Origin of the sequence: Chryseobacterium tructae, assembly GCF_030409875.1 — a bacterium.
Taxonomy (GTDB): domain Bacteria; phylum Bacteroidota; class Bacteroidia; order Flavobacteriales; family Weeksellaceae; genus Chryseobacterium; species Chryseobacterium tructae.
The window spans coordinates 2598689-2612105 of sequence record NZ_JAUFQR010000001.1 but is presented as its reverse complement, the minus strand read 5'-3'; the positions used below and the strand labels follow the sequence as shown (position 1 = coordinate 2612105).

Genomic DNA, 13417 nt, shown 5'->3' with positions numbered 1-13417 from the left:
TTAGTTATTCACTTGTTGAATAAAAGATGGGCTTAATTTTTTAAGTCCATTTTTTTATTTATTGATGAATATTACCCTGTCTCAACGGAAACTATCCCTTTATTTTATGTAATTTATTGATCTCAAATTCAGATTATCCTTATCTATTATAAAGATGATATCATGATTACAGAATTACATAAAGCTAAAGATTTGATGGACAATAAACAATATGAATTAGCCATTAAGATCTTAAAAAATTTGGAAGGATTACCTTTAAAATCTGAAATTTTCAGATTGCTATTTTTGTCAAATTCTTATTATAATATTGAAGAATATTACTTAGCAATTGCTACAGCTAACAGATTATTACAAAAAGATCATAAAAATGAATATGCTTCTCAAATAAAATATTTATCTTACTATGAATTGAAAGATTATGATCATGCTTTGAATGAGATCATATCTTTTTTAACGCACAATGAAGCTAATCTCTATAAAGTAACATTGGAAGAACTATTACATGATATCAAAGAAGGATCCATTAATGAAGAAACTACAATTTATAAGTTACAAGAATTAGCACTTAAAAATAAAGTTAACATTTAAAAACTTACTTTTTATATAATCTTAGAAAAGGATTATAAATAACAATAATTACAGATTTATTTATGTAATTTTATTCATTGTTTTTCAAACTCAATTATTCCTATGAACTATAAAAACGATACGATCATCATTCGTGAATTTACTCCTCAGGAATTTATTTTATTTCTGAATCTCTTTGAAAGCGAAAATGTAACTCGCTATCTGCCCTATAAAACTCCTGATGAATACAAAGAAATGTTTGAAAAAGCCCTTTCAGATTATAAAGACGGGTCTTTCAGCAGGTGGGGGATTTTCAATGCTCAGAATCACGATTTTGTTGGAATGTGTCTGGCCAGAACCTTCCTTGATAACCCTGAACAAATAGAAATAGGGTATACATTAGGGGAAAGCTATTGGGGAAAAGGCCTTGGAACTGAAGTTTGTAAAGCCCTTGTTGATTATTGTTCATCATTAAACCATCAGAAAGATATTGTTGCATTAACAGACCTTGATAATATTGGTTCACAGAAAGTCCTTCTAAAAAGTGGATTTAAACAATTGGAAAATCTGAAAAGAGAAGGTAAAGAATTAGCTTATTTCTTATTTTCAAAAGATCAGTAGACTAAGAACTGAGAAAGATAAGATGGCTAAGTTTAATAGACCGGGCTTCTCTTTCTCAGCTCTCTCCCTATTTTTTATCTAAAGAAAGATAATTATCATCTATTCTATAGATCAGGATATACAACAGTCCTGCATAGATCATCTGAATTCCCATAGCCTCCCAATTCTCAATCGTACTGCTGCCAAACAACAGTAAAATAATCAGTGAAGCGCCTGCCACAACTGCAATTCTCGTTTTGAAACCAATGATAAGCATAAGCCCAATGATAAACTCCAAAAAGGGAAGTGCTGTACCAAATATTTGTACAAAAAATAGAGGAAGCCAGCTTTTTTCAAAGCCTTTCACCATTCCTTCAGTAAAATCCTGAAGTTTGGTTAACCGAACCAATCCATGCCCGAAAAAATTAATTCCCATCGATAAGCGAAGGAAGAAATAGGATGTTTTTTTATTCATATAAATATGTTTTGAGTTATTATTTTAATCTGAAAAACAAATTATTAGTTATTAAACTTTGCCTCACTGTTATCAACCGGAGTATTTGGATCATTCATCACCATTTTAGCAATATCATCTTTTCTCATAAAGACAACGCCCTGTTTCTCTTTGGTATATTTAATAAATTCTTCCATTGCATGTACCATTGCAGGAGTTCCGCCAATCCGGTCATGGAAACTGATACTCATCATTCTTCTTTTGGTAGCTCCTTCATCGTAAAGTCTGTCAAATTCAAACTTCAATTGGGCAAGAAACTGATCGGGACTCCAGTGTTTTCCTTCTATATTTACAATATCATTATTACGAAGGGTATACGGAATGACTACAAAATTTTTCCCTTTTACCTTAGTGATGAAAGGCTCATCATGGCTAAGGTCATCAATATGATACAGGAATCCTAGTTCCTGTAAGACTTTCAGGGTATTCGGACTTCTTCTCAGCCAGTTGCAGTTGTAACCTACAGCTTTCTGCCCTGTAAGCTTTTCAACAGCTTCTACGCCTTGTTTTATAAATTGTAATTCTTCATCATAGCTTTTATTCCACTGATTATCCCAGGAAATCCCGTGAGCAGCAATCTCATGTCCGCCTTTTACAATAGCTTTTGCAATTTCCGGATATTTCTCAGCAGCTGTTCCTACTACATGAGAAGTTACTTTGATATCATATTTTTTCCATAGATCCAGCATTCTGTACATCCCTTCATTTCCACCATAACGATACCAGCTTTCTGCAGGAAGATCCGGCTGGCCTTTAGGAAGTGGAGTATTACTGAACGGGCTTTCAGCTCCTTCAGGCTGGCCTCCCGTTTCAAACTGCATGGATACTGAAATGACCAATTGCGCCCCATTGGGCCAATGTTTCTTTGTCACAGAAAGATTCTGTTTTTCAGGGTTCCCTTTCTTGGTTCTTTCATTAGCTTTAAAACCAGATATCAAAAATACTGTTGCCGCAAACATCATTACGGATTGTTTTATATGTTTCATTTTAGATGTATTTACCTTGCAAAATTGGCTATTAATACACCTGTTATTATTGTAAAAATTAATCATAAATTTGTAAAAATCCATTCTACATGAAAAGAATTGTCAACTTCAATTCATTCAATATTTTCAGAATTGAAAAAGAAATCTGGGATATTGAATATCACAATCATAACTTCTACGAACTCATTATCATAGAAAACGGAAATGGCTCCCACCATCTGAACGGCATTACGTTCCCATACCAAAAAGGAGATGTGTTTCTTCTCAGACCCAGTGATGCTCATGAATTTACCATTCAGAACAAAACAAGATTCATCTATATAAAATTTACAGAAGAATATATTTGGAAAAACTTTTTGTTGAACAAGAAAAATGAGCTTAAAAAAATGATTCAGCTTCTGATAGAAGATCGATCTTTTGTTTATGAATCAGTGATTAAAAGTAAAACAGACAGAGAACACCTGCTTCAGCTTTCCCGGATTCTCCTGCATGAATTCAGTTATAAAGGACTATACAACAAAGAAGTTACAGCAGACCTCTTTTCAGGGATTTTCACTATTCTCGTCAGAAATACCATGAGTAACACTACAAATCAGAAATGGGCTTTTAAAAATGTAAGCAGAATTGACAGAATTCTCTATTATATTAATGTGAATTTTCTGGATACAGACAGAATGAAAATAGAAAACATGGCCAAAGAATTTATGCTTTCCCCAAATTACATCAGCATCTATATCAAAAAAGAAACAGGTTTTTCTATTCAGCAGCATATTATCCAATATAAAGTAAAAGCTGCAGAAAAATTGTTGCTTCAAAGCCATTATAACATCAGCGAAATTGCAGATAAACTTGGTTTTAATGATGTTAGTCATTTCAATAAAATATTCAAAACCTACAGGAGCAAATCTCCATCTGCCTTTAAAAAAGAGAATAAAACTTCGTAAATGTTTCAAAGCATCATAGATAAACCATCCTTTATTGATGAAACGATATTTTCCTTCCATAAAAACATTTCATTTATCAGATAATTTGTTATACCTTGCGTAGATTATGATGTCCAAACGTTGCAAATATGCGCTGAAAGCAATGGTCAGATTAGCAAGAAATTACAATCAAGGCTATCTGTCCACTTCGATTATTGCACAGGATGAAAACATTCCCAAAAAATTTCTGGAGCAAATCCTTCTTGAGCTTAAAAGAACCAAACTTGTTAACAGTAAACAGGGGAAAGTAGGTGGATACTACCTGTTAAAATCACCCGATGAAGTATCATTGGCGGATATCTACCGTATTTTTGATGGGCCAATTGCATTAACACCTTGTGTATCTTTAAACTTCGACGAAGCGTGCGACGATTGTGTAGACGAAGCAGAATGTTACCTTAGAAATGAATTAATTATCGTTCGTGAGAAAACAAGAAAAAGTATGATGGAGGCCACTTTGACCAAGTTTATCAATAAAAAATAATTTTTTTTCATTTAAATTCTACTATTTTGATAGGAGTTATAGAATTTTATATATATTTGCATCAACAAATTGGAATGGAAATGGAAAATAGTTTGAAAAGCGAGTTTGAAAAACTTAGGGAAGAAACCTCCGGGCAATCTTCTCAACAGGATATTTTACAATTGGTTACACAAAAATTTCCTGGTAGAGTAGTATTTTCAACCAGCTTCAGTTACGAAGATCAGGTGATCACTCATTTAATAAAAAATCTAAATGTTGATATTTTCACATTGGACACCGGGAGACTTTTTGAACAGACTTATGACACCTGGGCTTCTACAAAAGCCTTCTTCAAAAAAGAGATCAAAGCGTACTACCCGGATACTGAAGAACTGAAAAAATTTGTCTCAGAAAACGGCCCCAATTCTTTTTATCAGTCCGTAGAGCAGAGAAAAGCATGCTGTACCATTCGTAAAGTACATCCACTGAAATCTGCTTTGAAAGGATATAAAGTCTGGATTACCGGTTTAAGAGCTGAACATTCCCCAAACAGACAGAACATGCCGTCATTGGAATGGGACGAAGATAATCAGATCATTAAATTTCATCCGCTTCTGCACTGGAGCACTGAACAGGTGACAGATTACGTAAAAACCAATCAGCTTCCGTACAATTATCTTCATAAAAAAGGATTTGTAAGCATCGGATGTGAGCCTTGTACAAGAGCTATTCGGGAAGGAGAAGATTTCAGAGCAGGCCGCTGGTGGTGGGAAGATGCCAACAAAAAGGAATGCGGTCTCCATATTCATCAATAAAAAAAGAAAAACATGTCAACATATCATTTAGATTACCTGGATCAGTTGGAAGCTGAATCTATTTACATTTTAAGGGAAGTCGCAGGACAGTTTGAACGCCCGGCACTTTTATTCAGCGGTGGAAAAGACAGTATAGTACTGGCTCATTTAGCATCCAAAGCATTCCGTTACGGAAAAATACCTTTCAAGTTTGTTCATGTAGATACAGGGCACAACTTTCCTGAGGTCTTGAACTTTAGAGATGAACTTGTTAATCAGCTGGAAGTTGACTTGGTAGTTCGTAAAGTAGAAGATACCATCCAAAAGAAAGGATTAACAGAGCCTAAGGGAAAATTCCCAAGCAGAAACTGGCTGCAGACCTTTACTTTACTGGATACTATCGAAGAATTTGAATTTGATGCCTGTATCGGAGGCGCCCGCAGAGATGAAGAAAAAGCCCGCGCCAAAGAAAGGATCTTCTCTGTTCGTGATGAATTCGGACAATGGGATCCAAAACTTCAACGTCCGGAATTATGGAGCATCTTCAACGGAAAAATCCATAAAGGAGAAAATGTAAGGGTATTCCCGATCAGCAACTGGACGGAACTCGACATCTGGAACTATATCCGAAGAGAAAAAATTGACCTTCCTTCCATTTACTTCTCGCATGACAGAGAAGTAGTAGACCTCAACGGACAATGGATCGCCAATTCTCACCATGCCTCTCTTGAAACCAGCGATATCATCACTACAAAAAAGATAAGATACCGCACCGTAGGAGATATGACCTGCACTGCAGCAGTAGAATCTAAAGCAACTACAATTGATGCTGTGATTGAAGAAATTGTGGCCACAAGAATCTCTGAACGTGGTGAAACCAGAATTGATGACCGTGTGACAGAAGCGGCAATGGAAGATCGTAAAAAAGGAGGCTATTTTTAGATAAGTAATTAGCAATGAGTAATAAGTGATTAGATGACAACTTTTTTACTTATGGAATTCACCATTACTCATTACCTATTATTCATTACTCATAAACAAAAACAGATGGATATATTAAGATTTATAACAGCAGGAAGCGTAGATGACGGTAAAAGTACCTTGATCGGAAGACTGCTATATGATAGTAAAAGTATTTTACAGGATCAGTTAGAAGTACTGGAAAAACATTCTAAAAATAAAAATGATGACGGGGTAGACCTTGCTCTTCTTACGGACGGCTTACGTGCTGAAAGGGAGCAGGGGATCACCATCGATGTTGCATACAGGTATTTTTCTACCACAAAAAGAAAATTTATCATTGCCGATGCACCCGGTCACGTACAATATACAAGAAACATGATTACCGGAGCTTCCAACTCCGATTTGATGGTAATCCTGATTGATGCCCGTCAGGGAGTAATTGAGCAAACAAGAAGACATTCTATCATTGCATCGTTATTAAAATTGAAAAAAGTAGCTGTAGCCATTAATAAAATGGACATGGTGGATTATTCACAGGAAGTATTTGAAACCATTAAAGCAGACTATGCTAAAATTGCAGAAAGTCTTGGATTAAATGAGGTAAGCTATTTCCCGATTTCAGCATTAAAAGGAGACAATATTGTTTCAGGATCAGCTCAGACAGATTGGTACCAGGGGACTTCGCTTTTAGAATATCTGGAAAATGTAACCCTGAATGAAGAGTTAAATACCGGCAGCCGTTTTCAGGTTCAATATGTCATTCGTCCTCAGACTGAAGAGTTGCATGATTACAGAGGATATGCAGGACAGATTTTAAGCGGAAAGTTTCAGAAAGGAGACCCAATCCAAATCCTTCCAGCAGGAATTACAACTGAAATTGCTAAAATCGAGATCAACGGAATTGAAAAAGAAGAAGCTTTTGAAGGACAGCCTGTTGTGATTCATGTAAACGATGATGTAGATATCAGCAGAGGAGATATTTTTGCTACCGAAGAACAGCTCCCTGTAGTTGAAAAAGACCTTGAAGTTCTGTTATGCTGGCTCGATCAAAAATCATTGCAGCCTGGTAATAAATACCTCTTACAGCAGAACAGCAGACTGATAAGAGCCGTTGTGAAAGAGATTGATTATAAGATTGATGTGAATACCCTTACCCAGGAAAAAGCAGAAGGAGACATCAAACTGAATGAAGTGGTAAAAGTAACCCTACGAACGGCACAACCTTTGGTCTATGATAGTTTTATCAATAACAAAAGAACAGGCTCTGCAATTTTGGTAGATGAAACTTCTAATTCAACGGTTGCTGCCTGCATAATTCAGTAAAGAATATGCCAGTTACCCATCATTTTATAGAAAGAATTCATCAGAGCAAACAGAATAAAACCCATGGATTCTTTGACAGAGCCAGAGTAAAGGTTTTTGTAACAGAATTGTATAAAGTATTGTTTCTTCCACAAGAAACGAATACTCCTGACCAGCTGAAACAGGATTTTGCTCAACTGCACGATCATCTTTCAGTCCTGATTAATACAATCACGAGAGATAAAGACCTTACCGAAGTACAGGTGAATGCTTTTTTTGAAGCCTTACCCCAAATCTACGGCCATCTCGTTCAGGACGCGCAGTCTATCCTTGAATTTGACCCGGCAGCAGACTCTCTGGAAGAAATATACCTTGCGTATCCCGGATATTTTGCAACCTATGTATACAGGATCTCGCATCAGCTCTGGAATCAGGAAGTCCCTGTTTTACCCCGTGTTATTTCAGAATATGCCCACAGCAAAACAGGAATAGACATTCATCCGGGAGCAGTGATCGGAGAATATTTTTTCATCGATCACGGAACCGGAATTGTTATCGGAGAAACTACCGTTATTGGCGATCATGTCAAAATATATCAGGGAGTAACCCTCGGTGCATTGAATGTCTCTAAAGAAAAAGCCAACCAGAAAAGACATCCGAATATTGAAGACCATGTCATCATCTATTCAGGAGCTACGATTTTGGGTGGAAATACAACCATAGGCAGGGAAAGCGTTATAGGTGGAAATGTGTGGATCACACAGGATGTCCCGCCCAATTCCCTGGTCTATAACAAAAGTGAAATAAGAATAAAGGATAACAATCCCTTACCGGAATCATTAACCTTTGTAATATAAAACAGAAAAAACAAAAAATTGTATTGATATGAAATTTCAGAATGCCCTAGAAACCATTGGAAATACACCAGTCGTAAAGATTAACAACTTGTTCAATTCAGATCATGAAATCTGGATCAAATTGGAAAAAAGCAACCCAGGCGGAAGTATTAAAGACAGAATTGCATTGGCAATGATTGAAGATGCAGAAGCCAAAGGATTACTGAATAAAGACAGCGTTATCATAGAACCTACCAGTGGAAACACAGGAATCGGGTTAGCATTGGTAGCCGCAGTAAAAGGATATAAGCTGATTCTGGTAATGCCGGACAGTATGAGTATAGAACGCCGTAAGATCATGGAAGCCTATGGTGCTGAATTTGTCCTTACCCCAAGAGAAAAAGGAATGAAAGGAGCCATCGAGAAAGCTAATGAACTGGCAGAAGAAACTCCTAATTCATGGATCCCGAGACAGTTTGACAACCCTGCGAACGTAAAAGTACATGTTGAAACGACAGCTCAGGAAATTTTAAAGATTTCCCTGAAGGATTAGATTATGTGATTACAGGAGTAGGAACCGGCGGACATATCACAGGGATTGCCAAAGCATTAAAGCAACAACTTCCCAACCTTAAAGTCATTGCAGTAGAACCTGAATTATCTCCGGTATTGAGCGGCGGAAGTCCTGCACCACATCCATTACAGGGTCTTGGAGCCGGATTTGTACCTTCCATTTTAGATATTACCCTTTTGGATGGAGTAATCACAGTAGGGAAGGATGAAGCTTATGAATATGCCATTAATGCCGCTAAAAAAGAAGGTCTTTTTGTAGGAATTTCTACAGGAGCCGCTTTAGCTGCTATCGCAAAACAATTACCGGAAATACAACCCGGAGCTAAAATTCTTACCATCAATTACGATACCGGAGAAAGGTATCTTTCTATTGAAGGACTCTTCTAAAATCCTTTAACTAACACCGATTTCAATGAACACAACAATAAATCACCTAAGGTTTACCTTATCGGTGCAGGGCCCGGCAGCCCTGATTTGATCACAGTAAAAGCCGTAAAAGCTATTGCCAAAGCAGACGTTGTTCTTGCTGACCGTCTGGTAAGTCCTGAAATTTTAGAAACTTATGTTAATAAAGACACAGAACTTATCTATGTAGGCAAAGAATGCAGTAAAAATGCGTCTACTCCTCAATCACTTATCAATACTTTAATGGTAGACTATGCGTTACAGAACAAAACAGTCGTAAGACTTAAAGGGGGAGATGTGTCTATTTTTTCCAATATTCTGGATGAACTTCAGTCTTTGAAAGAAAATCATATTCCATTTGAGATTATCCCCGGAATTACAGCTGCTTTGGGAGCTGCGGCGTATGCCGGAATGCCTTTAACAGCCAGAGGATATTCCACCTCCGTTCGTTTTCTCACGTATTATAAATCTGAAATTCTGACAGATGAATACTGGAAAGATCTTGCTCATACTCAGGATACGCTTGTATTCTATATGTCTAAAGGAAACCTGACCAGTCTTGTAGAAAAGTTCATTGAACTGAATATTTCCAACGAGAAAAAAATCGCTGTGATTGAACAGGCCACAACTCCTTACCAAAAAGTGTACACCTCATCTTTTGAGGATTTTAGTAAAACACTTGGTGATAAAGCCTTTGCCTCACCCTCATTGGTGGTGATAGGAAAAGTGGTGAACCTTCATGAGGAATTCTCCTGGCTGGAAAATACAGAGCAGGAAGGTCTTTATTTTAAATCAGTTGAAAACGGAAGCTTAGTCCCAAAAACTCAAAATTTCTTCGAATATGCTGTCTGAAACTAAATTAAATATTCTTAAACAGATCTCCAGTGATTTTTCCAGAGATGAATCGATCTGGGCAAGCGGATACCTTGCAGGATTAGCCGGAGCTCCTATTACAGGGGTACAGCCTCCTTTACAGGTAACACTGCCGGAACACAATACGGGTAAGAAAATCACCCTGGCTTATGGCACAGAAACCGGAAACAGTAAAAAACTGGCAACAGCTCTTGCCGGAATCATCAAGAAAAAAGGAATTCAGGTTAAATTAGCCGATCTTTCTCAATATAAGCCTAAAGACTTAGCTAAAGAAGAGTTTTTCTTTGTAGTTATCAGTACTCAGGGAGAAGGAGATCCACCGGTATTGGCTAAGAAATTCTATGATTATATCTATGAAAATGAAAGTAATCTAAGTCACCTAAAATTTGGAGTTCTGGCACTGGGAGACAGCAGCTATCCTTTATTCTGCAAACAGGAGAAGACATAGATTCCCGATTTGAAATTCTTGGTGCACAACGAATTATTCCATTAAAAAAATGTGATATTGATTACGAACAGGAAGCCCAAAACTGGGTTGATCATGTTTTTGAAGCTGTCAATAAAACGTCTGTCAGCAGTGTTAAAAATCCATCTGCTCAGAAAGCTTCAACAGGAAGAAAAAAATACCAGGGTACAGTATCCGCGATTATCAATCTGAATGATATTACTTCCGAAAAAGAAACCTATCATATTGAAATAGAAACAGAGGAAGCTTTAAGCTATCAGCCTGGTGCTGCTTTGGGAATTATTCCTTTCAATTCAAAATCTGTAGTCGATGAAATTATTGCTGTAACAGGTATTGATCCTAAAAAAAAGATCGAAACTTCGAAGACGACAGACAGTGTAGAAGAGCTTTTACACAAACATCTTAATATTAGCTATTTACTCAAAACTGTAGTGGCTCAATATGCTAAAATCACCGGACATTCTATTCCGGAAGTCCGTTTAAGCCTTCTGGATCTGTTAAGAATTTATCCTGTGAAAAATGCAGAAGAATTTGAAGAAGTAATCCAGATTCTGACCGCTCAGGCACCACGTCTGTACTCCATATCGTCTTCTCCGGAAGCACATGGCGAAAATGAGATTCATATTACCGTTGCCAGATCGGAATTCTTTATTGACCACCAGAAGCATAATGGTCTGTGCAGCGGTTATCTCAGCGAGTTCCATGAAGGCGGAGAAGTTGAATTTTATATTCAGGATGCAGGACATTTCAGATTACCGGAACCGGATAAAGATGTCATCATGATTGGCCCAGGAACCGGAATTGCTCCTTTCAGATCATTCCTTTGGGAACGTGATGCCACAGGAGCAGAAGGGAAGAACTGGCTATTTTTTGGTGATAGAAACTTTGTATCAGATTTCATTTATCAGTCCGAACTTCAGGATTTCCTTAAAACAGGAAGCTTAACCCACTTGGATCTTGCCTTTTCAAGAGATACAGCTGAGAAAGTATATGTACAGCACAAACTGGAGCAAAAAGCACAGGAAGTCTTTTACTGGTTAGAAAACGGAGCCTCCGTCTATGTCTGTGGAACCAAAGAACCTATGAGCCGTGATGTAGAAAATACTCTGCTCAATATTATCCAGCATCAGGGAAAACGCAGTCAGGAAGAAGCTGTTCATTATCTGGAAGAAATGGAGCTCAACGGCCGATATGCTAAAGATGTTTATTAAAAAGTACCCACACCCTTAAAAGAAAACAATTATGAGCCATAATGATAATCTTTCCCCTGTAGAAAGAATTAAAACCCAAAGCAACGGACTCAGAGGAACCTTGAAGGAAAGCCTTGCCGATGATTTTACCGGAGCGATAAGAGAAGACGATCAGACTTTAATCAAGTTTCACGGAATGTACCAGCAGGATGACAGAGACAGAAGGGAAGAACGTGTTTCCAAAAAACTGGAATGGCTGTATTCCTACATGATAAGACTAAGGCTTCCCGGCGGATTTTTAACTTCAGATCAATGGATCGGAGTGAATGATATTGCGAATGACCATTCTACAGGAACTATCAAAATAACAACCCGTCAGACGCTTCAGCTGCACGGTATTTTAAAGTCCCATTTAAGACCAACCATTCAGAATTTTAATATCAATCACCTTGACTCTATTGCGGCCTGTGGGGATGTCAACAGAAATGTGACGTGTATAGCCAATCCATCAGAATCTCCATTGCACCAGCAGACTTATGAGTTAGCAGGTAAAATCAGTGAAATGTGTCTTCCAAAAACCAAGTCTTACTATGATATCTGGATTGATGATGAATTAATTGTAGACCGAAAAACTGAAGAAGATCCTTTATATCAGGACAGATACCTTCCGAGAAAGCTGAAAATCGGAATTGCCGTTCCTCCTAACAATGATGTAGATGTCTTTATTAATGATATTGCCCTGATTGCCATCATTGAAAACAATGAAATCGTAGGATATAATATCGCAGCAGGAGGCGGATTGGGTGCAACACACGGAAATGAAGCTACTTACGCTCGTCTTGCCTCTGTTCTTGGATTTGTAGACTCCGAGGAAAAAGCTTTAAAAGCCGTTTATGAAATCATTACCGTACAGCGGGATTTCGGAAACCGTAGTGACAGAAAGCTTTCAAGATTAAAATACACCATTGATAAACTTGGAATCGATCAGTACAGAACCGAAGTAGAAAAAAGAACAGGCTTCAGTTTTGAACCTGCCAGAGCATTTAAGTTTGAACAGAGAAAAGACCGCTATGGCTGGACTCAAAATCATGAAGGGAAATGGTTTTATACTGTTTTCGTAGAACATGGAAGAGTTCTTGACATTGAAGGTTATCCTTTAAAATCAGGATTATTGAAAATCGCTCAAACAGCGAATGTCAATTTCAGATTTACCTGTAACCAAAACCTGATTATTGCTGATATTCAGGAAGAAGATAAAGCAAAAGTAGAAGATCTTTTACAAGAGTATGGAATTTCAGAAGCCACTGAAAAAGCAAGTGCCCTGCGTAAAAACTCTGTTGCCTGTGTTGCCTTGAATACCTGTTCATTAGCTTTGGCAGAAGCACAGCGTTATTTGCCAACTTTGGTTACCAAAATAGAACCTATTCTTGAAAAATATGGTCTTCTTGAAGATGATATTACCATCAGAATGACCGGATGTCCTAACGGATGCGGACGTTCTCCCAATGCTGAGATCGGATTTGTAGGAACGGCTTATGGTAAATACAATCTTCATATCGGAGGTGATCGATTGGGAATGCGTCTGAATACAAAATACAGAGAAAATATCGGCGAAGAAGAAATTCTGACCACGCTGGATGAACTTTTCGGAATCTATGTCAATGAAAAGCATACAGAAGAAACATTTGGTGACTTTTCATACCGTTACTTACAAACCTTAAACTGAAAATATGACTAGCCTTTTTTATGATCAGAAAAAACTAAAAAAACATCAACCATTTCTTCTAAGTGAGCGAATGTGTATGTGTTGTTGATTTTCAATAATAACAATATATACAGGCTGTTTGAATTTTATTTAAACCACAAAAGTCACAAAAGCTTTTTAAACACTTAAGTATTTTT

13 protein-coding genes and 2 pseudogenes are annotated in these 13417 nt (G+C 37.3%); 13 read left to right on the top strand and 2 right to left on the bottom strand.

Going from position 1 to position 13417, the window contains the following annotated elements:
- Positions 1 to 162: 162 nt before the first annotated feature.
- Together QWZ06_RS12935 and QWZ06_RS12930 are read left to right on the top strand one after the other, a co-directional pair.
- Positions 163 to 588: an outer membrane protein assembly factor BamD gene (locus QWZ06_RS12935; RefSeq protein WP_290298558.1), complete on the top strand. Its 426-nt coding sequence runs from the start codon at positions 163 to 165 to the stop codon at positions 586 to 588.
- A 102-nt stretch (positions 589 to 690) separates the two neighbouring features.
- Positions 691 to 1188: a GNAT family N-acetyltransferase gene (locus QWZ06_RS12930; protein ID WP_290298555.1), complete on the top strand. Its 498-nt coding sequence runs from the start codon at positions 691 to 693 to the stop codon at positions 1186 to 1188.
- Positions 1189 to 1255: 67 nt separating this feature from the next.
- Here QWZ06_RS12930 and QWZ06_RS12925 read toward each other — a convergent pair whose 3' ends face one another.
- Together QWZ06_RS12925 and QWZ06_RS12920 are read right to left on the bottom strand one after the other, a co-directional pair.
- Complete coding sequence (locus QWZ06_RS12925; RefSeq protein WP_290298553.1) at positions 1256 to 1642, bottom strand: DoxX family protein; 387 nt, start codon at positions 1640 to 1642, stop codon at positions 1256 to 1258.
- Between the two features lie 44 nt (positions 1643 to 1686).
- Complete coding sequence (locus QWZ06_RS12920; RefSeq protein ID WP_290298551.1) at positions 1687 to 2667, bottom strand: polysaccharide deacetylase family protein; 981 nt, start codon at positions 2665 to 2667, stop codon at positions 1687 to 1689.
- Positions 2668 to 2756: 89 nt separating this feature from the next.
- Between QWZ06_RS12920 and QWZ06_RS12915 the strand changes: the two genes are divergently transcribed.
- From QWZ06_RS12915 to QWZ06_RS12865, 11 genes and pseudogenes are all read left to right on the top strand, one after another.
- Entirely contained in the window at positions 2757 to 3611 is an 855-nt protein-coding gene (locus tag QWZ06_RS12915) for an AraC family transcriptional regulator (RefSeq protein ID WP_290298550.1), read from the top strand.
- Positions 3612 to 3717: 106 nt separating this feature from the next.
- Positions 3718 to 4134, top strand: a complete 417-nt coding sequence (locus QWZ06_RS12910) for an RrF2 family transcriptional regulator (protein ID WP_290298548.1) — start codon at positions 3718 to 3720, stop codon at positions 4132 to 4134.
- 80 nt (positions 4135 to 4214) lie between these two features.
- A complete protein-coding gene (locus QWZ06_RS12905) occupies positions 4215 to 4928 on the top strand; it encodes a phosphoadenylyl-sulfate reductase (protein WP_290301355.1) in 714 nt (237 codons plus the stop codon).
- Between the two features lie 12 nt (positions 4929 to 4940).
- On the top strand, positions 4941 to 5849 hold the full coding sequence (gene cysD, locus QWZ06_RS12900) for a sulfate adenylyltransferase subunit CysD (RefSeq protein WP_290298547.1): 909 nt from the start codon (positions 4941 to 4943) through the stop codon (positions 5847 to 5849).
- Positions 5850 to 5954: 105 nt separating this feature from the next.
- Positions 5955 to 7193, top strand: a complete 1239-nt coding sequence (locus QWZ06_RS12895; RefSeq protein WP_290301354.1) for a sulfate adenylyltransferase subunit 1 — start codon at positions 5955 to 5957, stop codon at positions 7191 to 7193.
- Between the two features lie 5 nt (positions 7194 to 7198).
- Positions 7199 to 8029, top strand: coding sequence for a serine O-acetyltransferase EpsC (gene epsC, locus QWZ06_RS12890; RefSeq protein ID WP_290298545.1), 831 nt, complete (start codon positions 7199 to 7201; stop codon positions 8027 to 8029).
- Positions 8030 to 8057: 28 nt separating this feature from the next.
- Positions 8058 to 8968: pseudogene (gene cysK / locus QWZ06_RS12885) on the top strand (cysteine synthase A).
- Positions 8969 to 9004: 36 nt separating this feature from the next.
- A pseudogene (gene cobA, locus QWZ06_RS12880) lies at positions 9005 to 9838 on the top strand (uroporphyrinogen-III C-methyltransferase); the annotation flags it as partial.
- Complete coding sequence (locus tag QWZ06_RS12875) at positions 9828 to 10307, top strand: flavodoxin domain-containing protein (protein WP_290298544.1); 480 nt, start codon at positions 9828 to 9830, stop codon at positions 10305 to 10307. The pseudogene cobA and the gene QWZ06_RS12875, both read left to right, overlap by 11 nt.
- Complete coding sequence (locus QWZ06_RS12870; RefSeq protein ID WP_353960014.1) at positions 10244 to 11536, top strand: diflavin oxidoreductase; 1293 nt, start codon at positions 10244 to 10246, stop codon at positions 11534 to 11536. Before QWZ06_RS12875 ends, QWZ06_RS12870 begins: the two co-directional genes overlap by 64 nt.
- 31 nt (positions 11537 to 11567) lie before the next feature.
- Complete coding sequence (locus QWZ06_RS12865) at positions 11568 to 13241, top strand: NADPH-dependent assimilatory sulfite reductase hemoprotein subunit (RefSeq protein ID WP_290298543.1); 1674 nt, start codon at positions 11568 to 11570, stop codon at positions 13239 to 13241.
- Positions 13242 to 13417 lie beyond the last annotated feature (176 nt).